The sequence below is a fragment of the Nisaea nitritireducens genome, assembly GCF_014904795.1.
GTDB lineage: Bacteria > Pseudomonadota > Alphaproteobacteria > Thalassobaculales > Thalassobaculaceae > Nisaea > Nisaea nitritireducens.
On the sequence record NZ_JACZFS010000017.1, the window covers coordinates 13,164 to 37,564 of the forward strand.

The 24,401-nt window shown below is 60.0% G+C and carries 25 protein-coding genes and 1 tRNA gene; 14 read left to right on the plus strand and 12 right to left on the minus strand.

Annotated features, from left to right (window positions below; translation table 11 throughout):
* Window positions 1-66 precede the first annotated feature (66 nt).
* Window positions 67-142: transfer RNA gene (locus IG629_RS06270), tRNA-Ala, on the minus strand.
* A gap of 220 nt (window positions 143-362) precedes the next feature.
* On the opposite strand from IG629_RS06270, the gene IG629_RS06275 reads away from it, so the two are divergent.
* From IG629_RS06275 to IG629_RS06290, 4 genes are all read left to right on the plus strand, one after another.
* The gene (locus IG629_RS06275) at window positions 363-641 is read left to right on the plus strand and encodes a YggT family protein (protein WP_193171118.1); all 279 of its coding nucleotides are present in this window, start codon (window positions 363-365) and stop codon (window positions 639-641) included.
* Between the two features lie 13 nt (window positions 642-654).
* Window positions 655-984 (plus strand): DUF167 domain-containing protein, encoded by a 330-nt coding sequence (locus tag IG629_RS06280; RefSeq protein ID WP_193171119.1) that lies wholly within the window; start codon window positions 655-657, stop codon window positions 982-984.
* A gap of 32 nt (window positions 985-1,016) precedes the next feature.
* Window positions 1,017-1,913 (plus strand): bifunctional methylenetetrahydrofolate dehydrogenase/methenyltetrahydrofolate cyclohydrolase FolD, encoded by an 897-nt coding sequence (gene folD / locus IG629_RS06285; protein WP_193171120.1) that lies wholly within the window; start codon window positions 1,017-1,019, stop codon window positions 1,911-1,913.
* 76 nt (window positions 1,914-1,989) lie between these two features.
* A complete protein-coding gene (locus IG629_RS06290) occupies window positions 1,990-2,955 on the plus strand; it encodes an alpha/beta hydrolase (RefSeq protein ID WP_193171121.1) in 966 nt (321 codons plus the stop codon).
* A gap of 48 nt (window positions 2,956-3,003) precedes the next feature.
* Here the strand turns inward: IG629_RS06290 and IG629_RS06295 are convergent, their stop codons facing one another.
* Entirely contained in the window at window positions 3,004-3,282 is a 279-nt protein-coding gene (locus tag IG629_RS06295) for a DUF3253 domain-containing protein (protein WP_193171122.1), read from the minus strand.
* 109 nt (window positions 3,283-3,391) lie between these two features.
* Here IG629_RS06295 and IG629_RS06300 point away from each other — a divergent pair, with 109 nt between their 5' ends.
* On the plus strand, window positions 3,392-4,087 hold the full coding sequence (locus IG629_RS06300; RefSeq protein WP_193171123.1) for an NnrU family protein: 696 nt from the start codon (window positions 3,392-3,394) through the stop codon (window positions 4,085-4,087).
* Between the two features lie 18 nt (window positions 4,088-4,105).
* Here the strand turns inward: IG629_RS06300 and IG629_RS06305 are convergent, their stop codons facing one another.
* The 3 genes from IG629_RS06305 to IG629_RS06315 all read right to left on the minus strand — a co-directional run bounded on the left by IG629_RS06305 (window position 4,106) and on the right by IG629_RS06315 (window position 6,783).
* Complete coding sequence (locus IG629_RS06305) at window positions 4,106-4,333, minus strand: hypothetical protein (RefSeq protein ID WP_193171124.1); 228 nt, start codon at window positions 4,331-4,333, stop codon at window positions 4,106-4,108.
* Between the two features lie 201 nt (window positions 4,334-4,534).
* Window positions 4,535-5,446 (minus strand): pseudouridine-5'-phosphate glycosidase, encoded by a 912-nt coding sequence (locus tag IG629_RS06310; protein WP_319025024.1) that lies wholly within the window; start codon window positions 5,444-5,446, stop codon window positions 4,535-4,537.
* 125 nt (window positions 5,447-5,571) lie between these two features.
* On the minus strand, window positions 5,572-6,783 hold the full coding sequence (locus IG629_RS06315) for an argininosuccinate synthase (RefSeq protein WP_193171126.1): 1,212 nt from the start codon (window positions 6,781-6,783) through the stop codon (window positions 5,572-5,574).
* 218 nt (window positions 6,784-7,001) lie between these two features.
* On the opposite strand from IG629_RS06315, the gene msrA reads away from it, so the two are divergent.
* Both msrA and IG629_RS06325 read left to right on the plus strand, forming a co-directional pair.
* Window positions 7,002-7,541, plus strand: a complete 540-nt coding sequence (gene msrA / locus IG629_RS06320) for a peptide-methionine (S)-S-oxide reductase MsrA (protein WP_193171127.1) — start codon at window positions 7,002-7,004, stop codon at window positions 7,539-7,541.
* 282 nt (window positions 7,542-7,823) lie between these two features.
* Entirely contained in the window at window positions 7,824-9,503 is a 1,680-nt protein-coding gene (locus tag IG629_RS06325) for a methyl-accepting chemotaxis protein (RefSeq protein WP_193171128.1), read from the plus strand.
* Window positions 9,504-9,583: 80 nt separating this feature from the next.
* On the opposite strand, the gene rpsD is transcribed toward IG629_RS06325, so the two are convergent.
* On the minus strand, window positions 9,584-10,198 hold the full coding sequence (gene rpsD / locus IG629_RS06330) for a 30S ribosomal protein S4 (RefSeq protein WP_193171129.1): 615 nt from the start codon (window positions 10,196-10,198) through the stop codon (window positions 9,584-9,586).
* A gap of 257 nt (window positions 10,199-10,455) precedes the next feature.
* Between rpsD and IG629_RS06335 the strand changes: the two genes are divergently transcribed.
* Window positions 10,456-11,175, plus strand: coding sequence for a TerC family protein (locus tag IG629_RS06335; RefSeq protein WP_193171130.1), 720 nt, complete (start codon window positions 10,456-10,458; stop codon window positions 11,173-11,175).
* A 33-nt stretch (window positions 11,176-11,208) separates the two neighbouring features.
* On the opposite strand, the gene IG629_RS06340 is transcribed toward IG629_RS06335, so the two are convergent.
* Both IG629_RS06340 and cimA read right to left on the minus strand, forming a co-directional pair.
* Entirely contained in the window at window positions 11,209-11,985 is a 777-nt protein-coding gene (locus IG629_RS06340) for an RNA methyltransferase (RefSeq protein WP_193171131.1), read from the minus strand.
* A 3-nt stretch (window positions 11,986-11,988) separates the two neighbouring features.
* Window positions 11,989-13,602, minus strand: coding sequence for a citramalate synthase (gene cimA, locus IG629_RS06345; protein ID WP_193171132.1), 1,614 nt, complete (start codon window positions 13,600-13,602; stop codon window positions 11,989-11,991).
* A 245-nt stretch (window positions 13,603-13,847) separates the two neighbouring features.
* Here cimA and IG629_RS06350 point away from each other — a divergent pair, with 245 nt between their 5' ends.
* Window positions 13,848-14,447: a PAS domain-containing protein gene (locus IG629_RS06350; RefSeq protein ID WP_193171133.1), complete on the plus strand. Its 600-nt coding sequence runs from the start codon at window positions 13,848-13,850 to the stop codon at window positions 14,445-14,447.
* Window positions 14,448-14,468: 21 nt separating this feature from the next.
* Here the strand turns inward: IG629_RS06350 and cysS are convergent, their stop codons facing one another.
* From cysS to IG629_RS06370, 4 genes are all read right to left on the minus strand, one after another.
* A complete protein-coding gene (gene cysS / locus IG629_RS06355; RefSeq protein WP_193171321.1) occupies window positions 14,469-15,857 on the minus strand; it encodes a cysteine--tRNA ligase in 1,389 nt (462 codons plus the stop codon).
* A gap of 160 nt (window positions 15,858-16,017) precedes the next feature.
* Entirely contained in the window at window positions 16,018-17,367 is a 1,350-nt protein-coding gene (gene gltX, locus IG629_RS06360; RefSeq protein WP_193171134.1) for a glutamate--tRNA ligase, read from the minus strand.
* Window positions 17,364-19,058, minus strand: coding sequence for an NAD+ synthase (locus tag IG629_RS06365; RefSeq protein ID WP_193171135.1), 1,695 nt, complete (start codon window positions 19,056-19,058; stop codon window positions 17,364-17,366). The genes gltX and IG629_RS06365 overlap by 4 nt, the downstream gene beginning before the upstream one ends.
* A 59-nt stretch (window positions 19,059-19,117) precedes the next feature.
* Window positions 19,118-19,441, minus strand: a complete 324-nt coding sequence (locus IG629_RS06370; protein ID WP_193171136.1) for a hypothetical protein — start codon at window positions 19,439-19,441, stop codon at window positions 19,118-19,120.
* Between the two features lie 107 nt (window positions 19,442-19,548).
* On the opposite strand from IG629_RS06370, the gene IG629_RS06375 reads away from it, so the two are divergent.
* The 5 genes from IG629_RS06375 (at window position 19,549) to IG629_RS06395 (ending at window position 24,367) form a co-directional block, all read left to right on the plus strand.
* Entirely contained in the window at window positions 19,549-19,881 is a 333-nt protein-coding gene (locus IG629_RS06375; RefSeq protein WP_319025025.1) for a DUF1330 domain-containing protein, read from the plus strand.
* Between the two features lie 252 nt (window positions 19,882-20,133).
* Window positions 20,134-21,075 carry an ABC transporter permease gene (locus IG629_RS06380; protein ID WP_193171137.1) on the plus strand — a complete coding sequence of 314 codons (942 nt, stop codon included), beginning with the start codon at window positions 20,134-20,136 and terminating at the stop codon, window positions 21,073-21,075.
* Between the two features lie 53 nt (window positions 21,076-21,128).
* Window positions 21,129-21,983 carry an ABC transporter permease gene (locus IG629_RS06385; protein WP_226886507.1) on the plus strand — a complete coding sequence of 285 codons (855 nt, stop codon included), beginning with the start codon at window positions 21,129-21,131 and terminating at the stop codon, window positions 21,981-21,983.
* Between the two features lie 76 nt (window positions 21,984-22,059).
* Entirely contained in the window at window positions 22,060-23,649 is a 1,590-nt protein-coding gene (locus IG629_RS06390; protein WP_193171139.1) for an ABC transporter substrate-binding protein, read from the plus strand.
* Window positions 23,650-23,746: 97 nt separating this feature from the next.
* Window positions 23,747-24,367, plus strand: coding sequence for a glutathione S-transferase family protein (locus tag IG629_RS06395; protein WP_193171140.1), 621 nt, complete (start codon window positions 23,747-23,749; stop codon window positions 24,365-24,367).
* Window positions 24,368-24,401: the final 34 nt, after the last annotated feature.

Below are 24,401 nucleotides of genomic sequence, written 5' to 3' on the forward strand. Positions count from 1 at the left end.
TGCACTAGTCTTGGCAATTTTGTCCGGCGCCAAACAGGTTGGAAAAAATTAAGTGGGAGAAGAATTTGGTGGAGCCGAGGAGGATCGAACTCCCGACCTTCGCATTGCGAACGCGACGCTCTCCCAGCTGAGCTACGGCCCCACCTGAGCCGGGAGATCGTGTCTCCCGGCGCGATGCAGACAGATAATCGAAGCAACTATGCGATGCAAGGGCAAAGCGCCTCTTATCCAGGGCTTTGCATATCGCTCTACCCGTCCCATATAAGCAGGGTTAAAATGAGCAGCGCCAAGCGCTTGCCGAGCGCGCGACCGGACGGTACGGTCCGTTGCGTCGAACATCCCTGAAGGACGGAAACTCGCACATGCTGTCGTTGCTGAATCTCGTTAGTACAGTCATCCAGCTCTATATTTACGCGCTTTTCATCTTCATCATCCTGGGATGGCTTGTGCAGTTCAATGTGATCAATTCGCAGAATCGCTTCGTCTATCTGGTGATGGATTTCCTCTATCGCGTGACCGAGCCGCTGCTGCGCCCGATCCGGAATGTGCTGCCGAACCTCGGCGGCCTCGATATCTCGCCGATTGTCCTGGTCCTGGGCCTGAGTTTTCTCCGCAGCCTGATGTGGGAATATCTCGGCTAAAACGCCGCACCGAATGACCTCCCTGCCCTTTGAGACAGTCCCGGAAGGCTTGCGCCTGCGGGTCCGCCTGACGCCCAATGCATCGCGTGATGCCATCGGCGGTGTCGCGATGGATGCGGAACAGGTCGCATGGCTGACAGCCACGGTCACCTCCGTTCCGGAGAATGGCCGCGCCAACAAGGCCCTGATCAAGATGCTGGCGAAAAGCTGGAAGTTTCCAAAAAGCAGCATTGATATCCGGTCCGGCACGACGCAGCGGCGCAAAACCCTGCTGATCGCAGGGAACGGGGTGGCTCTGGCGGCACAACTGGAACACTGGCTCACGCAACACGCACCCGGGTAATAGAAAGCACGGGCAATAAAGGGAAACACCCCATGGGCAAAGCCGCACTGATCGACGGAAAGGCCTTCGCGGCCGGGCTGCGGGACCGCATCGGCACCGCCATCACGGAACTGAAAGCCAGGCATGGCGCTGTTCCCGGCCTTGCCGTCGTGCTGGTCGGCGAAGACCCGGCGAGCCAGGTCTACGTCCGCAACAAGGGCAAGCAGACAATCGAGAGCGGCATGGCCTCGTTCGAGCACAAACTCGACGCCTCGACCAGTCAGGATACTCTACTGAAACTGATCGCCGATCTGAATGCCGACCCGGCGGTCGACGGTATTCTGGTGCAGCTTCCCCTGCCCGATCATATCGACGCCCAGGCCGTACTCGACACTATCACGCCGGAAAAAGACGTCGACGGCTTCCATGTCGTCAATGCCGGCCGTCTGGCGACCGGCGGCGATGCATTAGTCCCCTGCACCCCGCTCGGCTGCCTGCTGTTGCTGCGCGATCAGTTGGGCGACCTGACCGGCAAGCATGCCGTCATCGTCGGCCGCTCCAACATCGTCGGCAAACCGATGGCTGCCCTGCTGCTGCGCGAAAGCTGCACGGTGACTGTCACCCACTCCCGGACCAAGGATCTGCCAGCGGAATGCCGCCGGGCCGATATCCTAGTCGCCGCCGTCGGACGACCGGAAATGGTCAAGGGAGACTGGGTGAAGCCGGGAGCGACCGTGATCGACGTCGGGATCAACAGGATCGACGCACCTGAGAAAGGCGAAGGCAAGACCCGGCTGGTCGGCGATGTCGATTTCGCCGGCGCCTCCGAAGTCGCAGGCGCCATTACTCCGGTGCCGGGAGGCGTCGGCCCGATGACCATCGCCTGCCTGCTGCGAAACACGGTCGAAGCCGCCTGCCGCCGCCGCGGCTGGGATATGCCGGACCTATAACCGAAAAAAAAAACATTCGAAATCACAACCTTTGATATACAAATCCTTATCTTAATGCCTCCTGAGGAGCTGGGGATTGGACCAAGAACGGACAAGGCAGACTGCAAGAGCTTTGGCGGTTTCCGGCTTTGTCTCGACCGTGCTCGCCGCATGCGGCATCGCACAGCACAACGCCGATACTTTCACTGCGGCCGGCGTTCTCTCAGGAAGCCGGATTGACCGGACAGAGTGCCCCGACGACATGTCACATGTCTGGGTAGAGGTCGATAACCGCGGTGAGTGTCTACGCTACTTCAGTGCCGGGCTGGATGAAGCTAATCCTGTCGTCCACGTCTGGTTCCATGGAGACCGAATGGGACAGAGCGAGGAAGGAGAGGCCTGGATTTCCAAGTCCTATGAAGAACATGCCAACAGAGAAACTCTTCAGGGATTTGCCGACCGCGCTCTCTCGGATTACGGCTTGCCGTATATACGCTTTTCCCGGCCAGGAGTTTATGGCTCCTCTGGCGAGCACAAGACTCGGCGCCGTCCTCGTGAATCGGCAATCATCAATGCCGCCCTCGATCAGCTCAAGGAGCGATATCAGGTCGGTCGATTTTCCCTTACGGGACAGTCGGGGGGCGGCCACGTTGTCGCAGCCCTCCTGCCGAAGCGGACAGACATTGATTGTGCGGTGATGACATCCGGCGTTCTCTCAGTCCGGGAACGCGCCCGCGCCCACGGGTGGAAAACGGATATTACGGGTTACTGGGACTATTGGGACCCGATGGACCATATCGACCTGATCGTTAGAGATCCCAAACGCCGCATTTTTATCGTCGGTGACCCATTGGATAGAAACACCCCTCTAGAGACGCAGCTTTCGTACCTTGACGCCGTCTCTAAGGCAGATCATTCAATTACCTTCCTACGCGCCAAGGGCAAGGGCCGGTCGCACCATTCTTTGAACTTAGTCGGCTTTCAGGTGGCCAAATGGTGCCTCGATGGCCTATCAGCGACGGAAATGCAATCACGCTTGCCGTACCCGGCTTCAAAAGGCTGAAAAGGCCGGTTGCGGGAACGGATCTATCTTTTTGTCAGCAGCAACACCCTATTTGGGAACGTTAGACGTCCCGGCAGCGTAGCGGATCACGCCCTTCGCCTCGGCCAGCGGGACAGGCTTACCTTTCCGCAGTGCCACCAGCACCCCCTCGGCCTCCAGCACCACGGCGACCCGCTCAATTTGCCGCAACAGCGCCCGCCAGGCCGGTTTCGACCCACCTGGATCGCCGCCCGCCGCCGCGCCAATCTGGTTCGGGGAGAGCCGACCGTCTCCCCCGGCAGAGCCGAGCATCTCCCGAATCAGTTTTTTCAGGCTTTCGTCATCCATCTTTGCTTCCCGACCGGCTACACTTATATGGCCTGTGATGACCTGAAACCGGCTACCCGTCCACCTCAAGAGTCGGGCGCCGCGGAGAACAACTGCTTTGGGGAGCGGTATGACTGGAAGCCTGGACGCACTCTTCGCCGCCGTCGTGGCCTTTGTCGGCGGGCATTTCCTGCTCGGCTGGCCGAGCATCCGCGCGGCCCTGATCGAACAGATCGGCACCAACCGGTTCCGCGGCCTGTTCTCCCTCGCCGCCGGCGTTGCCATGGTCTGGATGGTTCTCGCCTACGGCGATGCGCCCTATGTCACGGTCTGGGAGCCGCCGCACTGGACCCGCTGGATCCCGAATGTCGTGATGCCGCTCGCCGCAATCCTGCTGGTCAGCGGCTACAATCCGTTCAGCCCGACAGCCATGATGGCAGAAGAGGATTTCGACGATCCCCATCTGGTGCGCGGCATCCTGACGGTGACCCGCCACCCGGTCATGATGGCCATCGGCCTCTGGGCGCTGGCGCACCTGACCGTGCGCAGCGATGCCGCCTCAATGCTGCTGTTCGGAGGCATGGCTGTGCTGGCTTTCGGCGGCATGGTGAAGATCGATGCCAAAAAGCGGGCCGAGTTCGGCGCCAAATGGGCCCCGTTCGAGCTCTCCACCTCCGTCCTGCCCTTCCGCGCCATCCTTGAAGGCCGGACAAAGCTCGACTGGAAAGGCATCGGCTGGCTCCGCCTCGGTGCCGGGCTGGCGCTGTGGGCCGTGCTGCACGGCGCCCACCCCTATGTTTTCGGAGTCAGCGCAGTGCCGATGTGACGATGGCCTCCAGCCAGATCAGCCGACCTCGTAGCGGCCCCGCGTCAACAGGATCAGCAGGACGAACATCACCGGCACCGCACACAGCGCCGGGATAATGATCCCCGGATAGCCAAACAAGACTGCGGACAATATCCAGAGCAGCCCGCAATTCACGAGAAAAAATGTGAAAGCCGACTCGCCGCCGGTTTGCAGGTCACGAAGGCACCATCCGATGATCGGGATCGCGTGGAGCAATTTCAGCACAGGAATTACCTCTGGATTTGTTTTGGCAAAGGGTCTGAACGCGCATCAAAGCCAACACGACAGCAGGTGACGCACTTGATCCCACTTGGTCGGTGTCGCAACAGCCGGTCCCGCCGGTCGCACCGCTTTTTGGCAAAAATTGTGCAGCGCAACAATGTGCGATTTTGACGCAGATCAGGTTTAGGGTTATGCGCGCCCTGGCTAAGCGCTCCTGGACAGGGCAACCGCGATCCCGGCCCCCAGACGCGCATTCGCACGAACCAGCTCAATATTGGCCGTGAGACTCGCGCCGCCGGTCGCCGTACGGATCTGCGCCAGAAGGTAAGGCGTCACCTGTTTGCCTGAGGCGCCGGTGCGTTTCACCTCAAACAAGGCGTCATCGATGATCCGCTCCATCGTCGCGCGATCCAGTGCATGTTCCTCCGGCACCGGGTTGGCGATCAGCATGCCGGTATCGAGGCCCAGATCCCGTCCGGCACGCCAAGCGGCGGCAATCTCTTCGGGGCTGTCGAGGCGCAGCGGCACACGCAACCCGCTGGCGCGGCAGAAGAAGGCCGGGAATTCGTCTGTGCCATAGCCGATCACCGGCACGCCTTTCGTTTCCAGGACCTCCAGTGTCTTCGGCAGATCGAGGATGGATTTCGCCCCCGCCGAGATCACCATCACCGGTGTTCGGGCCAGCTCATCCAGATCGGCGGAGATGTCGAAATCCAATTCGGCGCCGCGGTGCACACCACCAATCCCGCCGGTCGCGAAGACCTCGATGCCGGCTTTCGCGGCCAGGATCATGGTGGCGGCAACCGTGGTCCCGCCAGTCCAGCCCTTCGAAAGCGCAACGCCGAGATCGCGGCGAGAGAGCTTCACCGCATCTTCCATGGCGCAGAGCCGGACGAGATCCGGCGCCGAAAGCCCGATGCGAGGCGTTCCATCCAGCACCGCGATGGTCGCAGGCACCGCTCCCGCGTCGCGGATTTCAGCCTCGATCTCCCGGCCAATATGGAGATTCTCAGGCTGCGGCAGGCCGTGAGTGAGAATGGTGCTTTCGAGTGCGACAACGGGACGGCCGTCGGACAAGGCCGTTTCAACCTCTTCAGAGAAGATCAGTCCGGTCACACTCTCTCCCTTCGTCATCCCGGACCCGATCCGGGATCCACGGATCATAGAGCGACGAACGCTATCCGTGGATCCCGATTTTCATCGGGATGACGACAGGGGGCAAGATGCCCCCAGGAGAGTGCTTACCCCTGCAGCATCTTGTTCAGGCGCAAACGCAGCGCGTTCAGCTTGATGAAGCCGGCGGCATCCTTGTGATCGTAGGTGCCGGAGCCTTCCTCGAAGGTCACGATATCCTCGGAATAGAGGCTGCGATCCGCCTTCCGGCCGGTGCAGGTGACGTTGCCCTTGTAGAGCTTCATCCGCACGGTCCCTGTGACGTTGCGCTGGCTGTGATCAATCGCGGCCTGCATCATCTCGCGCTCCGGCGAGAACCAGAAGCCGTTATAGATCAGCTCCGCATAGCGCGGCATCATCTCGTCCTTCAGGTGCGCCATGCCGCGGTCCAGCGTCAGGCTTTCCATCGCCCGGTGGGCATGGTGCATGATGGTGCCGCCCGGGGTCTCGTAGACACCACGGTTCTTCATGCCGACGAACCGGTTCTCCACGAGATCAAGCCTGCCGATGCCGTTGGCCCCGCCATATTCGTTGAGCGCGGTCAGCAGGGTCGCAGGCGACATCCGCTCACCGTTGATCGCAACCGGGTCACCATGCTCGAAATCGATCTCAATGTCGGTCGCCTTGTCCGGCGCATTTTCCGGCGAGACGGTGCGCTGGAAGACGTACTCTTCCGGAGCGTCCCACGGATTCTCCAGCACCTTGCCCTCGGAGGAGGAGTGCAGCAGGTTCGCATCGACGGAGAATGGCGCCTCGCCGCGCTTGTCCTTGGCGATCGGAATCTGGTGCTTCTCGGCGAACTCGATCAGCCTGGTGCGGGATGTGAGATCCCATTCCCGCCACGGGGCGATGATCTTGATGTCCGGCTCCAGCGCGTAATAGCTGAGCTCGAAACGGACCTGGTCGTTGCCTTTGCCAGTCGCGCCGTGGGAGACGGTATCGGCGCCGACTTCCTGGGCGATTTCGATCTGACGCTTGGAGATCAACGGCCGGGCGATCGAGGTGCCCAGCAGATAGGTGCCTTCATAGAGAGCGTTGGCGCGGAACATCGGGAAAACATAGTCGCGCACGAATTCCTCGCGCAGATCCTCGACGTAGATTTCCTTGATGCCCATCATCCGGGCCTTCTCGCGCGCCGGCTCGACATCCTCGCCCTGCCCGAGATCGGCAGTAAAGGTCACCACCTCGCAATTATAGGTGTCCTGCAGCCAGCGCAGAATGACGGAGGTATCGAGGCCGCCGGAATAGGCCAGCACAACTTTTTTGACGCTCTCGGACATGGGTTCGCCTTGACGGTAGAGGGCCCGGCGGGGCCCGTGAAACAAAAGCGGGGCGCGGCAAAGAGGCCGCTGCACCACCAACGGCGCGGGAGTATAGGCAAACTGTCATGATCGGCAAGGAAAAGGCCGCCCGACAAGCGCGGCATTGTGACCTGAAACGCGGAAATTTTGCCCTATATCAGGGAATGAGCCATGCTGTGAGCAAAGGGAGCTGATTTATGAGCACGGAACGAGAAACTGCCCTCCTCGCCGGAGGTTGCTTTTGGGGCATGCAGGATCTGATCCGCAGGCTTCCGGGGATCATCGGGACCCGCGTCGGCTATACCGGCGGCACGGTCCCCAACCCGACCTACGAGGACCTGAAGACCGGCAAGAGCGGCCATGCGGAATCCATCCAGATCCAGTTCGATCCGGCAGAGACGAGCTATCGGGCGATCCTGGAGCTGTTCTTCCAGATCCACGATCCGACCACGGCAGACCGCCAGGGCAACGACCGCGGCCCGCAATACCGCTCCGCGATATTCTATCTCAGCGAAGACCAGAAGAAGGTCGCCGAAGACACCATCGCCGATGTCGAGGCATCCGGTCTCTGGCCCGGCAAGGTGGTGACCGAGGTTACGCACGCAGGCGATTTCTGGGAGGCCGAGCCGGCACACCAGGATTACCTGCTGCGCATCCCGCACGGCTACACCTGCCACTTCCCGCGCCCGAACTGGGTCCTGCCAAAGCGGTCAGCGAGCATGGCGGCGGGGGAATAATTAGATCGACGCTTCCGCTCTCTTCTAAGAACACCCCACAACAGAAAGACCGCTCCTCGGAGCGGTCTTTTTCGTTAGCGTTTCCCGACCGTCTTCCCAGGCCATTTTTTCGGAGCGCTGACGCACTTTTCGATCACACGCGCACAGTCTCATGACAACTTCATCATTCTTCATCGAAATACGTCATAAGCCTTGACCTTTTTTTTATATTGCATCGCACCATAAAAGATCAGAAGCGCTTGATTTTATAGCTTTTTAATTAAATGGCGGAGACCAACTAAAATGCTGCGTCTACGAGTTGGAGGGCGGATTACCGCCGGGTTCTTCATTGTCTTACTCGCTCTGTTTGCAGTCGGGGGACTGGCATTCTGGTCGTCCCAACAGCTGTTCGGAATGACGGAAAAATTACACAGAAACTCCCTCGCCGTGACCAATGCCGCACTCGCAGCGAACGGCCATATCCTCGACATGCGGCGGAACATGTCTGCGATCCTGGAAATTCGCCGGGACGCTGATCGGCTGGCGGCACTTTCCGAAGAAGTCAGTGCACGTGCAGCGGATGTCGAAAATGCTTTTGCCATCGTCGAAGACCGCTTTGTCGGCGACAAGACGCTGGTCGAAGCAGCCCACTCGGCATTTACCGACTGGGGACCGGTGCGGGATGAGGTTATCGCCCTTGTCGGCCAGAAAAAGCGTCTCGCGGCCGATGCGCTGACGAAGGAAAAGGGCCTGCCACTTATCCAGGAGATCGACGATGATATGCATCAGTTGATCCGCATCACCAATGAGCAGGCCGACGCGTACATGGCGAACGCGACCACGGTCTTCGAGAACGTCGTGATCTGGATCGGCGCCGCAACAGGCGGAGCGTTTCTGCTCAGCCTGATTGCCGCCGCTCTCGCCATGCGCAGCGTCACCCGCCCCCTGCTCAAGCTCACCGATGCCATGCGCGGCCTCGCCGACGGCGACAATGATGTGGAGATTCCCGGGACAACTTCCGCCGATGAGATCGGTGAGATGGCGCAGACCGTCGAGGTCTTCAAGACCAACGCCATCGAGAATGCCCGTCTCCGCGAGGAGCAGCGCGCAATGGAACGGCAGGCGGAAGAGAACCAGAAGCTAACCATGCGCAGGCTTGCGGACGAAATCGACAGCCTGATCTCCTCGGTCGCCGAAAAGGTCGCGCACTCCGCCGATGCCTTGCGCAACCAGGCGGGTGAGCTGACCCGGAGCGCGGGAGCCGCAAAATCCGTCTCGCATGACGCCACCGGTAACGCGCACCAGATGCATACCGACATCGAAACCGTCTCGAATGCCGTCTCCGAGCTGTCGAATTCCTTCAGGGAAGTCAGCGATCAGGTTGCCCAGTGCGCGGAAATGTCCGTCTCCGCTGTTCAAACCGCAGATCAGACCGCCGGCACGGTCCAAAATCTGAATAAAGCTGTCGACCAGATTGGCGAGATCATCACGCTGATCCAGGAGATCGCCGAACAGACCAACCTTCTCGCGCTCAATGCGACAATTGAGGCCGCACGCGCCGGCGATGCAGGAAAGGGCTTTGCCGTCGTCGCGAGCGAAGTGAAGAACCTGGCCACCCAGACGGCAAAGGCCACCGTGGATATCTCCGAGCAGATCACGCAGGTTCAGACAGTGACGCGGTCTGCCTCGGACTCCATGACCCAGATCCGCGACACGATCTCCGAGATCAGCGAACGCGTGGCCGTCCTCTCTACCGCAGCTGAAAAGCAATCGACCACGACGGCCGATATCAGCCATACGGTGCGGAGCAGCGTCGAGCGGACCGATGCCGTCCGGCAAGGCCTGGACACCGTGGGCTCGGCCATCGACCAGGCGGAGGCGATCTCCGGAGGCGTGTCGGAGCAGGCCGATGCCTTCGCCGCCGACGCTTCCGGGCTACGTCAGGCCGTTTCCGGTTTCCTGGAGAAACTGCGGATGGCCTGACACCCTCGCCCAGCAAGTAAATCGAGAATCAAAAAAGGCCGCTCCGAAGAGCGGCCTTTTCCGTAACTGTTGATCCCGGTTTAGCGGGAATAGAATTCGACCACCAGGTTCGGTTCCATGTGAACCGGGTACGGGACGTCTTCCAGCTTCGGGATCCGGGTGAAGGTGCCGCGCTTCTTGTCGAGGTCGACATCCATGTAGTCCGGAATGTCGCGCTCATTCGACTGAGCAGCTTCGATCACCATCGGCATCTCGCGGGACTTTTCCTTGAGCTCGATGACATCACCTTCCTTGACCATGTAGGACGGGATGTTGACGCGCTTGCCATTTACCTTGACGTGGTTGTGGCTGACGGCCTGACGCGCGGCGAACACGGTCGGCACGAATTTCATGCGGTAGACAACGGCGTCCAGGCGGCACTCCAGAATACCGACGAGGTTTTCGCCGGTATCACCGCGGCGCCGGACCGCTTCTGCAAAATACTTGCGGAACTGCTTCTCGCCGATATTGCCGTAGTAGCCTTTCAGCTTCTGCTTCGCCATGAGCTGAATGCCGAAATCGGACGGCTTGCGGCGGCGCTGGCCGTGCTGGCCAGGAGCATATTCACGATCGTTGAACGGGGACTTCGCACGGCCCCAGAGATTGACGCCAAGGCGCCGGTCAATTTTATGCTTCGAGTTAAGGCGCTTGCCCATAACCCATCTCCTTTAGTTTTCTTCACTTTGTCCCGATAGTGCCCCGGACCTTTGAGAGCCTTGGGCCGGGGACCGACGGCTTATCCGCCTGCCCCACGTTCTCGGGAATTGAGGCGCGCACTATACGTATCGCCGCCTTCAAGTCAAGCATCGGAGCGGCGGACGCAACGAAGCAGTGCACTGCAGCACGGAACCGGATAGAACGCAGCTCGTTATAGCCTTGATCGAGCAACGCAGCCAAAGAAGGATATCAGCCCATGGAGTGGATTCTGGACCCGGCAATCTGGGCAAGCCTCGCCACCCTGACGGCGCTCGAAATCATTCTCGGCATCGACAACATCATCTTCGTCTCGATCGTCGCCGAGACTTTGCCTGAATCCCAACGGCCGATGGCGCGGCGGATCGGTCTCGGGTTGGCGCTGATCCTGCGACTGGTGATGCTCTCGGCACTGGCATGGATCGTCGGCCTGACGGCTCCTCTGGCGGAAATCCAGGGCTTCACGCTCTCCTGGCGCGATCTCATCCTGCTGCTCGGTGGCCTGTTCCTGCTCTACAAGGGCACACACGAGATTCACAATTCAGTCGAGGGAGACAATGGCGGTACGAAGGCAAAGGTCGGCGCCGGGCTCGCGGGCGTGATCGGGCAGATCATCGTGCTCGACCTCGTCTTCTCCATCGATTCTGTGATTACGGCGGTCGGCATGGTCGAGGATCTGGGTGTCATGATCGCCGCCGTCGTCATTGCCATGGCGGTGATGATTGTTGCAGCCGGTCCGATCGCCAGCTTTATCGAGAAGCATCCGACGACAAAAATGCTGGCACTCAGCTTCCTGATGCTGGTCGGTGTGGCGCTGGTCGCCGACGGGCTGCACTTCCACATTCCGCGCGGCTATATCTACTTCGCGGTGTTCTTCTCGGCATCAGTGGAAGTGCTCAACCTGGTGGCCCGGGCACAACGGAAGAAGGCGGAAGGCTGAGCTCTGGGCGAGCTATCACTGCGAGGGTAGCGGTCAGCCCTTTTTCCGCACCTTGTTCTTCAGCAGCGTGCTGACCACGCCATGCATCGTCCGCACGTCCTGATCCGTCATTTGAGCGCGATTGAAGATGTTGCGGATGTTGCGGCGGATGGTTGGCGCGAGTGTCTCAGGATAGAGAAAGCCGCCCTCGTGCAGCTCGTCTTCCAGACGGTTCAGGAAGTATTCCTTGTCCTCAACACTGGCAGGCTCGCTCTGACCGCTCAAGGTGAGGTCCGGAGTCTCGTCACCGGCCTGATACCATTCGTAGCCAAGCAGAAGGACCGCCTGCGCAAGATTGAGCGAGGAGAATCCCGGGTTCAGCGGCACATGCACGAGGGCATCGGCCAGAGCCACCTCGTCATTCTCCAGCCCTGACCGCTCCGGCCCGAACAGGATGCCGCCCCGATAGCCGCTGCCAATATGACGTTTCATTTCTGCGGCAGCAGCGCGCGGCGTAAAGGCGTGCTTGACCTGATCCCGGCTCCTGGCAGTGGTTGCCAGCACCAGCTTGAGATCGGCAATAGCGTCTTTCGTGGTCTCGAAGACCCTGGCGTTTTCCAGTACCGCAACGGCGCCGGCCGCCATTGCTTGCGCCGCCGGGTTTGGCCAACCGTCACGCGGCGCAACCAGTCGCATCTCTTCCAGCCCGCAATTCAGCATGGCCCGCGCGGCGGCACCGATATTCTCACCCAATTGCGGTCGCACAAGAATGACAACCGGCGCATCCGCATCACCGCGGGCGCCCGCCTTGCTCTTATCTGTTCCAGCCATGGCTCAGGCGTCGACCTTCGCGGCGGTTCCGGATTTGAGCAGCCGGTAGTTCAGGCTGTCGGAAAGCGCCATGATTGACGCGTCGATGATATTGGCTGAGACGCCGACCGTTCGCCACGTGGTGCCGTCCGGCGCGGCGCTTTCGATCATCACCCGGGTTACCGCGTCCGTACCGTCGCTGTTCGGCGGCGGCGGAAGGATACGCACCTTGTAGTCCATCAACTTCACGTCATCGATGTTCCGGTAAGCGGTGCTCAGAGCCTTGCGAATGGCAAGATCGAGCGCGTTGACCGGACCGTTACCGACCGCAACTTCGTGCAAGCGCTGACCGGCAACCTCAACGGTGGCCGTCGCCTCGGACTCGATCACCATCTGCCCCTTCGCATTGAAACGGCGCTCGTCCATGACCCGAAAGCGCTCGATAGAGAAGTAATCCGGCACGGACTCGATGGTCCGACGGGCCAGAAGCTCGAAACTCGCTTCGGCAGTATCATAGGAATAGCCGAGGAACTCCTTCTCCTTCACATCCTCAACGAGACGCTGGATCTTCGGGTTTTTCGGATCGATCTCGACGCCGATCTCGGCAAAGCGGGCAAGGATGTTCGAGCGCCCCGCCTGATCGGAGACCAGAATATGACGCTGGTTGCCGACAAGCTCCGGATCGATATGCTCGTAAGTTCTCGGATCTTTCTGCACGGCCGAAACATGCAGACCGCCTTTATGGGCGAAAGCAGCTTCGCCGACAAAGGCCGCATGCGGGTTCGGTGAACGGTTCAGACGGTCATCCAGCATGCGCGACAGCTTCTTCAGCTGCTTCATGCCCTTCGCATCCACACCGGTCTCATAGCCCATCTTGAGGCCGAGAATTGCCGTCAGAGTGACGATGTTCGCATTACCACAGCGCTCGCCCAGACCATTGATCGTGCCCTGTACCTGTCGTGCTCCGGCGCGCACAGCGGCGAGCGTATTAGCCACGGCATTCTCGGTGTCATTATGCGTATGGATCCCGATATGACTGCCAGGCACCACCTTGATGACCTCCGTGACAATGGCCTCCACCTCATGCGGCAGCGCTCCGCCATTGGTGTCGCAAAGCACGACCCAACGGGCGCCGGACTCATGCGCCGCCTTCACACAGGACAGTGCGTATTCCGGGTTGGCCTTGTAACCGTCGAAGAAATGCTCGCAGTCGAACATCGGCTCGAAGCCGCGCTTGATTGCCAGCTCCATGCTGTCACGGATCATCTGGACGTTTTCGTCCCGTTCGATCTCAAGGGCGACATCGACATGAAAATCCCATGTCTTGCCGACCAGACACGCCGCGCCCGCTTTCGAGCCGAGCACGCCGGCAAGCCCCGGGTCATTGTCCGCGCTGCGCCCCGGACGCCGCGTCATGCCGAACGCGACGAGAGTTGCCCGCTCCAGCTTTGGCGGCTCGGCGAAAAACCGGTCATCCGTCGGGTTCGCACCCGGCCAGCCGCCTTCGACGTAATCTATCCCAATCTCGTCCAGAGCACGCGCAATCGCAATCTTGTCCGCCGGCGTGAAATCGACGCCGCGGGTTTGTTGTCCGTCTCTGAGTGTCGTGTCGAATAGATAGATGCGGTTGTCCGTCATAAGCTCGATCCTGTTACGCGTGACGGTGTTTTAGCATTGCCGCTATGGCTGGCACAAAGGCATAAGCCCCGCACGACAGAAGAACCGCCACAACAGGGGACGGCCCTGGCTCATCATCGGTGAACTCTTTTCAGAAAATATCTGTAATTTAGAGATATTTAATGAGCTTATTAACTTAAAATTATCCAATTTGACACTAAGTATACCGATCAGTTCAGACCTCCCGCAGACCAGTGAGCGCACCATTGCGAGACGATCAATTTATCTACGCTTCCATTGCTCCCGTTGCCCCCAAACTGCAGAAATTACTGCCTGACACGCGAAGCTACACCTTGCGGAACTACGCGATCTCCGCCGTCCAAAACGCAGATCTCGACAGCAATCATTTCATCCACCCTCAGCATCGCTGTCTGGTGGACTGGTTCAGATCGAAATACCGCGATGATGTCGACGGGGTTATCTACAGCCGGTTCGACCCGCTCGACGTCAAGCCGGCCCTCGGAACGATTGTCCTGCTGGAGCCGACGGACGATTATGCGGATTACCGTTACAGGCTTTACGGCTCACAGATTGTCGACACCTATGGCGTCGATCTCACAGGGCGCACAAGCGGGGAGCTGAATACGGAATCGACCCGTAATGTGCGGCCGCAATATCAGACGGCCGCGCGTAACAACATCACGGTCTATACCGAGCACGACCTCGAACGGACACACGAGTTGGACAAGATCTCCCGCTGGGACCGCTGGTCTCGCCTGATTCTTCCTCTCATCGACGAAGATGCGAAGGTGAAGCGGCTTCTCGTCAGCATGGTGGCCACCGAAATACCCTTCAACAGCGTCTGAGGCCGGGCTTCGACCTTACACCTAGCCGCGTCGCCAAGCCGTCCCGCCCGCACCGTCCTCAAGCACGATACCGGCTTCGGCAAGTTGATCGCGCACTCGATCCGCTTCGGCGAAATCCTTCGCTTTTCGGGCTTCTATCCGGCGTGCGACCAGATCCTCGATTTCTTCATCGCTGAGGCCTTCCGCCGCCGCGTCCGGCGTCCAGCGGAACCAGGCATCCGGATCGCTTCCGAACAGCCCCATCAATTCGCCCGACGCTTTCAGCAGGGCCTGAGCCCGCGCCTTCTTCCGCCGGGTCGGAGCCTTGTTGGCCTCCGTCGCGATAGCGTGCAGCCGGGAAATGGCGAGCGGCGTGTTGAGATCGTCCGCCAGCGCCTCGACCAGCTGCGGATCGGGCTTGGCATCGGGAAGCACATCCACCTCCACATTGCGCAGCACCAGATAGAAGCGGTCGAGCGCGGCTTTCGCTTCCTTCAGGCCGTCCTTGGAAAAGTCGAGCGGCGCACGGTAATGGGTGGACAGCAGGTGATAGCGGATCACCTCGCCCTGCCAGTCCTTCAGCAGATCGTGGACGGTGTAGAAGTTGCCAACGGACTTGGCCATCTTCTCGCCCTCGACCGTGACGAAGCCGTTATGCACCCAATAGCGGGCCATCCGGTCGGTATCGTGCGCGCAGCAGCTCTGGGCGATCTCGTTCTCATGGTGCGGGAAGATCAGATCCAATCCGCCGGCATGAATATCGAACTCCTCGCCAAGATAGCGCGCGCTCATCGCCGAGCATTCGATATGCCAGCCCGGCCGGCCGTAGCCCCAGGGGCTTTCCCAGCCCGGAGTTTCATCGTCCGACGGCTTCCAGAGGATGAAATCGGCCGGGTCCTTCTTGTACGGCGCCACCTCGACCCGGGCACCGGCAATCAGCTCGTCCCTATTTCGCCGGGAGAGCCCGCCATATTTTTCCATGGACGGTACGCTGAAGAGAACGTGACCGTCCGCGGCGTAGGCATGACCCTTGTCGATCAAGGTTCCGATCATTTCGATCATGCCGGCAATATTCTCTGTCGCACGCGGCTCAACCGACGGCGGAAGAGCCTCGAGCGCCGCCATGTCCGCCCGGTAGACCTCAGCCGTCCCGTCCGTCAGCTCGCGAATACTGATGCCGGACTCCTTGGCCCGCGCATTGATTTTGTCGTCGATGTCCGTGATGTTCCGAACATAGAGCACATGCTCGTCGCCATAAGCGAGGCGCAGCAGGCGGAACAACATGTCGAAAGCGACCACCGGCCGCGCGTTGCCGATATGAGCATAGTCATAGACGGTCGGCCCGCATGCATAGAGCCGGACATTCGACGGATCGATCGGCTCGAAGGTTTCTTTCTGACGCGTCAGCGTATTATGCAACTTGATGGTGATGGCGGACATCGCGCGGGCTTCCGTTTCGCGTGGAATAGTGACTATTGGGAGGGAACCGGACAAAACCGGTCCGGGCGCCTAGGCGCGACAGAGATCGCCGGCAAGAAAAGCCGGTACATTGATCACGTCATGCAGCTTGCGCGAAAACATCGAGAGTTCCTCAGGCACGAGAGCCTTGCAGCCGCGCGAGCACTTTCTCGCGCGGGATCAAAGGTAACAGTTCACCCATGTCCGGTCCACGGCTTTGCCCGGTCACGGCCTCGCGCAGCGGCATGAAGAGCTGCTTGCCCTTGCGGCCGGTCTCCGCCTTGACGGCATCAGCCCAAGCCTTCCAGGTACCCTGATCCCAGGGGGCTTCCGGGAGCAGTTCGGCAGCAGCGGAGGCGTATTCTGCATCTTCGATCAGAGGATCGATCTCGCCCGTGCAAACATCCCACCAGAGTTTCGCGTCCGGCAGCAATTCGAGATTGCCGCGCACCGCGAGCCAGAAAGGCTCTCCGCCGGTAATGCCCATCCCTGCCAACCTCTCGCCAACAGCGGAGAATTCCATCTCGTGCAGGATCTTCGCATTCAGACCATGCAGCTCCGCCGGATCGAAACGCGGCGTGGCGCGGGAGAATTTTGAGATGTCGAAATCGGCAACGAGCTGGTCGAGGGATACCCGCGGCTCAACCGGATCCGAAGTACCGATTTTGGCCAGCAGCGTGTTGACCGCCATGGCTTCCAGGCCATCTTCCCGAAGCTGCTTCAGGCCGAGAGAGCCGAGACGCTTGGAAAGTCCCTGCCCGTCTGCGTCCGTCAGCAGCGACAGATGCCCCATCTGCGGCGGCTCGGCGTCGAGTGCCTTGAAGAGCTGGATCTGCGCCGCTGAATTGGTCAGATGATCCTCACCGCGCAGGATATGCGTGATCCCGAGTTCAATATCGTCGACCACCGACGCCAGCGTGTAGATCGGCCGGCCGTCGGCGCGCAACAGTACCGGATCGCTGAGGCTCGCCATGTGATAATGGGATTCGCCCCGTACCAGATCGCTCCAGCGCTCTTCCTCATGGATCAGCTTGAAGCGCCAGTGCGGCCGGATGCCGGCCGCTTCCTTCGCGGCCCTCTCCGCATCGCTCAACTTCAGAGCCGACCGGTCATAAACCGGCGGGCGGCCAGCAGATAGTTGCGCCTTGCGCTTCAGGCCGAGCTCGTCCTGAGTTTCATAGCAGGGATAGAGCCGACCGGAGGCTTTCAGACGTTCTACGGCCGCGTCATACCGGTCCAGCCGGTCCGACTGACGTGCGAACTGGTCCCAGGTAAGCCCGAGCCATTTCAGGTCTTCCTCGATCCCGAGCGCAAACTCTTCGGTCGAGCGCTCGTCGTCGGTGTCGTCCATACGCAACAGGTAAGTACCGCCGGCCTTTCGGGCGTACAGCCAATTGACCAGAGCGGTCCGGGTGTTGCCGACATGCAGCCGGCCTGTCGGGCTTGGCGCGAACCGGACGATCATATTGTTTGAAGAAGTCATTCTGCGGCCTTGGCTGCGGGCGACGCGACATAGGCGCCGAGAAATGCATTTGTAAGCGGATAGCGGCGGTCGCGCCCGAAGGCTTTCAGCGTGACCTTGACGCCCGGCGGTGCCTGGCGGCGCTTGTATTCAGCACGATCCAACAAGCGCCAGACCTTGAGTACAGTCTCCGCGTCATAGCCTTTGGCCGCGATATCAGCGATCGGCGTCTCATTCTCGATCAGCTCTTCCAGGATGGCGTCCAGCACCGGATAAGGCGGAAGGGAATCCTCATCCTTCTGGTCCGGCCGGAGTTCGGCCGACGGCGGTTTGGTGATGATCCGCTCCGGCATGACCGCCCCGTCGGGGCCGAGGACACCGGCTGGCTTGTTCTCATTGCGCCAACGGCACAGCGCGAAGACGGACATCTTGTAGACATCCTTCAGCACATTGTAGCCGCCGCACATATCGCCATAGAGCGTCGCGTATCCGACGGACATCTCGGACTTGTTGCCGGTTGAAAGCACCATGTAACCGAACTTGTTGGACAGGGCCATCAGAGCCATACCGCGCGAGCGGGACTGGATGTTCTCTTCGGTGATATCGCTGTTGGTGCCTTCGAAGAACGGCGCCAACATCTCTTCGAACGCGTCCATGGCAGGACCGATATTGATCTCGTCCAGACGCACACCGAGCAACCGCGAGGCTTCGGCGGCATCTTCCAGGCTTTCCCGGCTGGTATAGGGCGACGGCATCATCACGCAATGCACCCGGTCGGGGCCAAGAGCATCGACGGCAACGGCAGCACTCAGGGCGGAATCGATCCCCCCCGACATACCGATCAGCACACCCTTGAAGTAATTCTTGTTCACATAGTCGCGGACACCGCAGACCAGCGCCTGATACAGCGCTGCATCGCCGCTCTCGATCTCGACGGTTTCGGCCGGCGCACAGACCCAGCCTTCCGACCCATTACTCCAATGCGTGATAACGACTTTTTCCTGCCATGCCGGCAACTGTGCCGCGAGGGTCCGGTCGGCATTGAGCACGAAGGACGCACCATCGAACACCAACTCGTCCTGGCCGCCGAGCTGGTTCAGATAGACCAGCGGTAAACCACTCTCGACCACGCGGGCGATACCGAGCTGCTGGCGCTGATCCGTTTTGCCCGTCTCGAATGGAGAGCCGTTCGGAACCAGCAGGATTTCCCCGCCGGTCTCGGCAATGCATTCGACCACGTCCGGAGTCCAGATATCCTCGCAGATCGGAATGCCGATGCGCACGCCCTTGAAGGCGATCGGGCCCGGCATGTCACCGGCAGCGAACACCCGCTTCTCATCGAACACGCCATAGTTCGGCAAGTCGGCCTTGTAGCGTTCGCCAGTGACCTTGCCGTCCTCGATCAGCACCATCGCATTGTAGACCCGGCCATCGTCGCCGCGCCACGGCGTGCCCAGCAGCACGGCCGGTCCGCCATCGGCGGTCTCCTGCGCGAAGCCATCGACGGCGATGCGGATGCTGTCGACGAACATCGGCTTCAGGATCAGGTCTTCCGGCGGATAGCCGCAGATATAAAGCTCGCTGGTCAGAACCAGGTCCGCGCCATGCTCTGCCGCCTCGGCCCGCGCCTTGCGCAACCGTTCGAGATTGCCCTGGAAGTCCCCGACAGTCGGGTTCAACTGGGCCAACGCAATCGTAAGTGTATCGGTCATGGCGCCTCTCTTAGCGCGGCGCGGGCAAGCTCACAAAGCGAAAACAAACACTCCGGCGTTCAAGCCTCCCGGCATTGCCGGGCTTTGATGTCTTTCAACACCGGCATGAAATCGTAGGTCGGGTAGAATTCGGTATCGAATGCACCCCAAGCGCTTTTCTCTATCGCGAGGTTAACCTCGCGCAGCCGATGGCCCGGCACCCGCAGGATAGCGACCTGTCCGATCCCCATCATCACGTACCAGTTGACCACTTCTATGCCTTCCGGCGGAAACAGTTTCCAGAACTCTGCATTCTCAAGCTTCTCATTGATTTCACTGAGATTTTTGTCTTTCTGATGTTTCAGAAACACCGTCAGTAGAATCTCGCCTTCTCCCGCGCCCATAATGTCCTCCCTCGACATTCCATTGATGCGTGTCGAGAACTGAAGCATTCGCCTTGCCGATTGGCAACAGGCGGTCCGGAACAGCTACAGTGCCCGGAACCGCTCCAGTGCGCTTCAGTGCATGGAAGAAAAATCAAACGGGGGAAAACACGATGCCAGCCGGATACATTATCGCGCAGATCAACGTTTCTGACGCCGCTGCATTCGAGGAATATCGCGCCCAGGTCCCAGCAACGATCAAACAGTATGGGGGCGAATACATCATTCGCGGCGGCAAACAGGAAGATCTTGAAGGATCTCCCAACCCTCGAACCGTGGTGGTTCGCTTCGACAGCTTCGAGCAGGCCAAAAAATGGTACCACTCCGACGAGTATGAAAAGCCTAAGGCCCTGCGCCAGGCGGCCTCCACAGGCAATGCCGTTCTTGTAGAAGGAGTTTAGGAAAAACGAATGGCGCGCCGCTGCGAACGACCAATGCGGCGGCACGCCTTGATGCAATTTTGTGCGCCGCAACACGATAACCGCCTAATTTTTTGGCAGGTCAGTACAATCCGCTGACTCTGCCACCCGCCTCACCCGCGCCCCTTCCCACGGGCTTCAGCCAGTTATCGTCAATTCTCACCACCAACGCTCAGTTGGCACATGAGTTGCGACGTATGACCCACCCTCCTAGCGACTTCAGATCGCGACATCATGCTTAGACACGTCACAAAACGACTTTTCGTTTCCATTCCCGTTCTGTTCGGGGTGCTCTTCATCGGCTTCATGCTGATGCAGGTCGTGCCCACGGACCCTGCAACCGTTCTCGCCGGCCCCACGGCGAGCGCCGCCGACATTGAGGCCATTCGTGAGTCGATGGGATTGAACGAGCCGGTCATCGTTCAGTTCGGCATCTATCTCGGCCGCGTCCTGCAAGGCGATCTCGGCCGCTCGATGATCTCCAACAGCGCGGTCATAGACGAGCTCGCCAACACCGTTGGCCCGACGATTGAACTGATGGCCGCAAGCCTGATATGGGCCATCCCGCTCGGCATTCTATTCGGCACGCTCGCCGCCGTGCGGCGCGGCAAGATCTCCGATCGCATCATCATGGCCGCATCCGTCGCCGGAGTTTCAATGCCGATCTTCTGGTTCGGCCTGATGCTGATCCAGTATGTCGGCTTCAAATGGCAATTGCTGCCGTTTCAGGGGCGTGCCGGCCCTCTCTGGACGCTTGAAGGCATCCGCCACATCATTCTGCCTGCGATCACCCTTGGTGGCGTCTTTATCGGCCCCGTGGCCCGAATGACGCGAACCTCATTGCTTGAGGTTCTTAACAGCGATTTCGTCCGCACCGCCCGCGCCAAGGGCGTGTCGGAACGGGTGATCGTCCTGAAGCACGCCTTGCGCAACTCGCTGATCCCTGTGGTGACACTGGTCGGCCTGCAAATCGGCTTTCTGCTCGGCGGCGCCGTGGTGACCGAAACCATGTTCGCTTGGCCGGGTGTCGGCCGCCTCGCCGTCGGCGCCATCGTTTCCGCCGATTACGCCTTGAGCCAGGGCGCCATTCTCGTCCTGGCCGTATCGTTTATCGCGGTGAACATCATCGTGGACCTGCTTTACGCCGTGCTCGATCCACGCCTGAGGACGTCATGAACGCCACCCACATAAGCATATCCGGTCCTGCAGACGAACTTACCGCGTCGGGGATGTCCCCCCGCCGGAGCACGCTACAGAAGCTGAGGCGTGACAAGGGCGCCGTCATATCCGCCACCCTGCTCGCGATCATCATTCTCGCGGCGCTGCTGGCTCCGGTTCTGTCTCCGCATGATCCATACGATAACAATCTGCGGAACATGCTGAAGCCACCGGTCTGGGCTCCTGGCGCGGTTTCGGATCACCTGCTCGGCACGGACGGGCTGGGCCGGGATATTCTGAGCCGCCTGCTCTACGGCACGCGGACGACGCTGACCATGGGCATGATCGCTGTTCTGGCCGGCGGCATCATCGGCGCCTTCCTCGGACTTCTCGCGGCCTACTACAAGTGGCTTGAAGGTCCGATCATGCGGATCGTCGACATCCTGCTGTCCTTTCCTTCCATCCTGTTCGGCCTCGCCATCGCGGCGGTTTTGGGCTCGGGCATCTTCTCCATCACAATTGCTCTGACTGTCTCCGCCGTACCTACCATTGCACGGATCACCAGAGGAGCCGCCATCGTCCAGATGCAGATGGAATACATCACCGCGAGCCGTGCCATCGGCATGAGCGATGCCCGGATCATCTGGTTCCATCTGCTGCCGAACAGTGCCTCGACAATCTTCGTCTATCTGACACTCCAGCTTGGCCAGACCATCCTGCTTGGCGCCGCGCTCAGCTTCATCGGCCTTGGGGCTCAACCGCCAACCGCCGAACTCGGCACGATGGCGTCAGAGGGCCGGAATTTCCTTTTCTTCGCTCCGCATGTTTCGACCATTCCCAGCCTGGCGATTCTGGTCATCGTGCTCTGCTTCAACGTGTTGGGGGACGCGCTCAGGGACGTGCTCGACCCCCGGCTGCGTCAGTAGGAACGCGCCCGGGTCCAGCCCCGGGCCGAAACCGGATGCCGCCCGGCACTCCGGAACAATAAAAGGAGGCTTCACTATGGAACTTCGCAAGTTGTTGCTTCGCGCCGGGGCCATAGCCCTGACCGCGAGTCTGCCTTTCGCGGCGTCTGCCGTCGCCGAAACATCTGTCAGCGTCATGCGGACCATCGACACGGACCGGTACGATCCCCACACATCGACATCTCGGGCAACCGCCGAAGTCATGTTCATGATGGGAGATACGCTTGTCGCGCTCGCTCCCGACATGAAGGGCATTCGCCCGCTTCTGGCTGAATCCTGGACCGTTTCCAAGGACGGCAAGCTCTACACATTCAAGCTGCGCGAAGACGTCACGTTCTGCAGCGGCAAGAAACTGACCGCAGCCGACGTCAAGGCGACCATCGACCGCTGGCTCGCGCTGGATAAAGGCGTGGTCAAGAACCGCGCCGGCGACGTGAAAGAAATCCGGGCCGTTGGCGATTATGTCGTCGAGTACGAGCTGGAGCAGCCCTATTCCGAACTGCTGTATCAAATGACGCAGCACTTTCACACGATCCTGAATGTCGACCAGGTGAACGAACTCGGCGACGATTTCGGTGTGAAAGGCTTCGACGGCACCGGCCCTTACTGCTTCGAAAGCTGGGAGCCGCGTAACCAGCTCGTCATGACCAAGCACGACGCCTACAAGTGGGGACCGGATTTCTACAAAAACACGGGTCCGGCAACAATCGACAAAGTCCTCTGGAAGATTGTTCCGGAAGACAATAACCGGGTTGCCGGCATCCAGACCAATCAAGGCGACGTGACCCAGTATCTGCCTTATTGGTCGGTCGATCAGCTGCAGGCAAACCCGCAGATCTCGGTGACGTCTCCGCCGTACTATTTCTGGACCTACTATGTCGGCTTCAAGATCACCCGCGACATCGTGGACAACATCGAAGTCCGCAAGGCGCTTAACCTCGCGGTCGACCAGAAAGCCATGGCAGAAGGACCGTTCTTCGGCAAAGCCGCTCCGGCCTATGCCTATACCCACTCCGGCACGCTCGATTATGCGTCCGACCTGATCGACGAAAGCCTGTTCGGCTACGATCCGGAAAAGGCCGCTGCAATCCTCGACGCCGATGGCTGGAAAATGGGTGACGACGGCTTCCGGGTAAAAGACGGCAAGAAACTCGAACTGGTCGCCTACAGCTTCTCCAATATCTGGCGCCAGGTGATGGAAGCCCTGCAGGGCGATCTCCGCAAAATCGGTGTCGACCTCAAGGTCGAGGTGTTCGACGCCACGGTCATCTGGGGCAAGCTGAAGACCCAGGACTTCGATCTCTACACCATGAGCTATCCGTATGTTTCAGCGGGCGATGCCCTGAACCTGTACTTCCCGTCCGCCAACATGCCGACTCCGAACCGGATGAACTGGGACAATGCCCAGACGGATCAGTGGCTGAAGGAAGGTCGTGGCGCTCTGACCGACGCCGACCGTGCCGCGGCCTATGGCAAGGTTCAGAAGCAGGTGCATGATGCCGTGGTCTGGATCCCGATCGTGCACGAGCCGATGTTCGTCGCCGCCGGACCGCGCCTGAAGCCGGTTGAGGCTCATGGCATCTACGGTGCCGGTCTCTACAAGGGGCTCAGCCTCGAACTGAAGTAAGTTCTGTTCGCAGATTTTGATAGGGTGGGGCGAAGTTCATCGCTCCACCTTTTTTTGTCCAAGATCGTTCAGATTGAGCCGACGCAGGGAAAAACAAATGAAACTGCTGGGGCAGCCGAACTCTATCAACGTTCGCAAAGTGCTCTGGACCTGCGCAGAACTGGGTTACTCCCCCGAGATGGAACATTGGGGAACTAAAGCGCAGCCCACGGATCACCCCGATTTCCTTGCGGTAACACCGAAAGGTCTCGTTCCGGTATTGATCGACGGCGATCTCACCCTCACCGAGTCCAACACGATTTGCCGTTACCTCGTCGGTCATGCCGGTCGCTCAGAACTCCTCTCTCCGAAGCCGAGGGAGCGCGCTCAAATCGAAGCCTGGATGGATTGGCAAGCGACGGAATTAAACAATTCTTGGCGGACCGCATTCATGGCGATCGTCCGCAAGGATCCATCCTATGCCAAACCAGACGCTGTGCGGGTCAGCTCGCAAACCTGGAATAAGCTGATGGCCCTGCTCGACGACCAATTGGGACGGACCGGCGCATTCGTATGCGGCCACACATTCACGCTTGCGGATATAGTACTGGGCCTCTCAACCAATCGCTGGGAGCTGACGCCAATGGAAAAACCAAGTCTACCCAGCGTCACCGCATGGATGGAGCGAATGTCGGACAGGCCGGGCTTTCAGGCTCACTGCAGAAACGACGTTCCCTGATACAGCCGGCACCGACGATCAAGTTTCGTTGGGA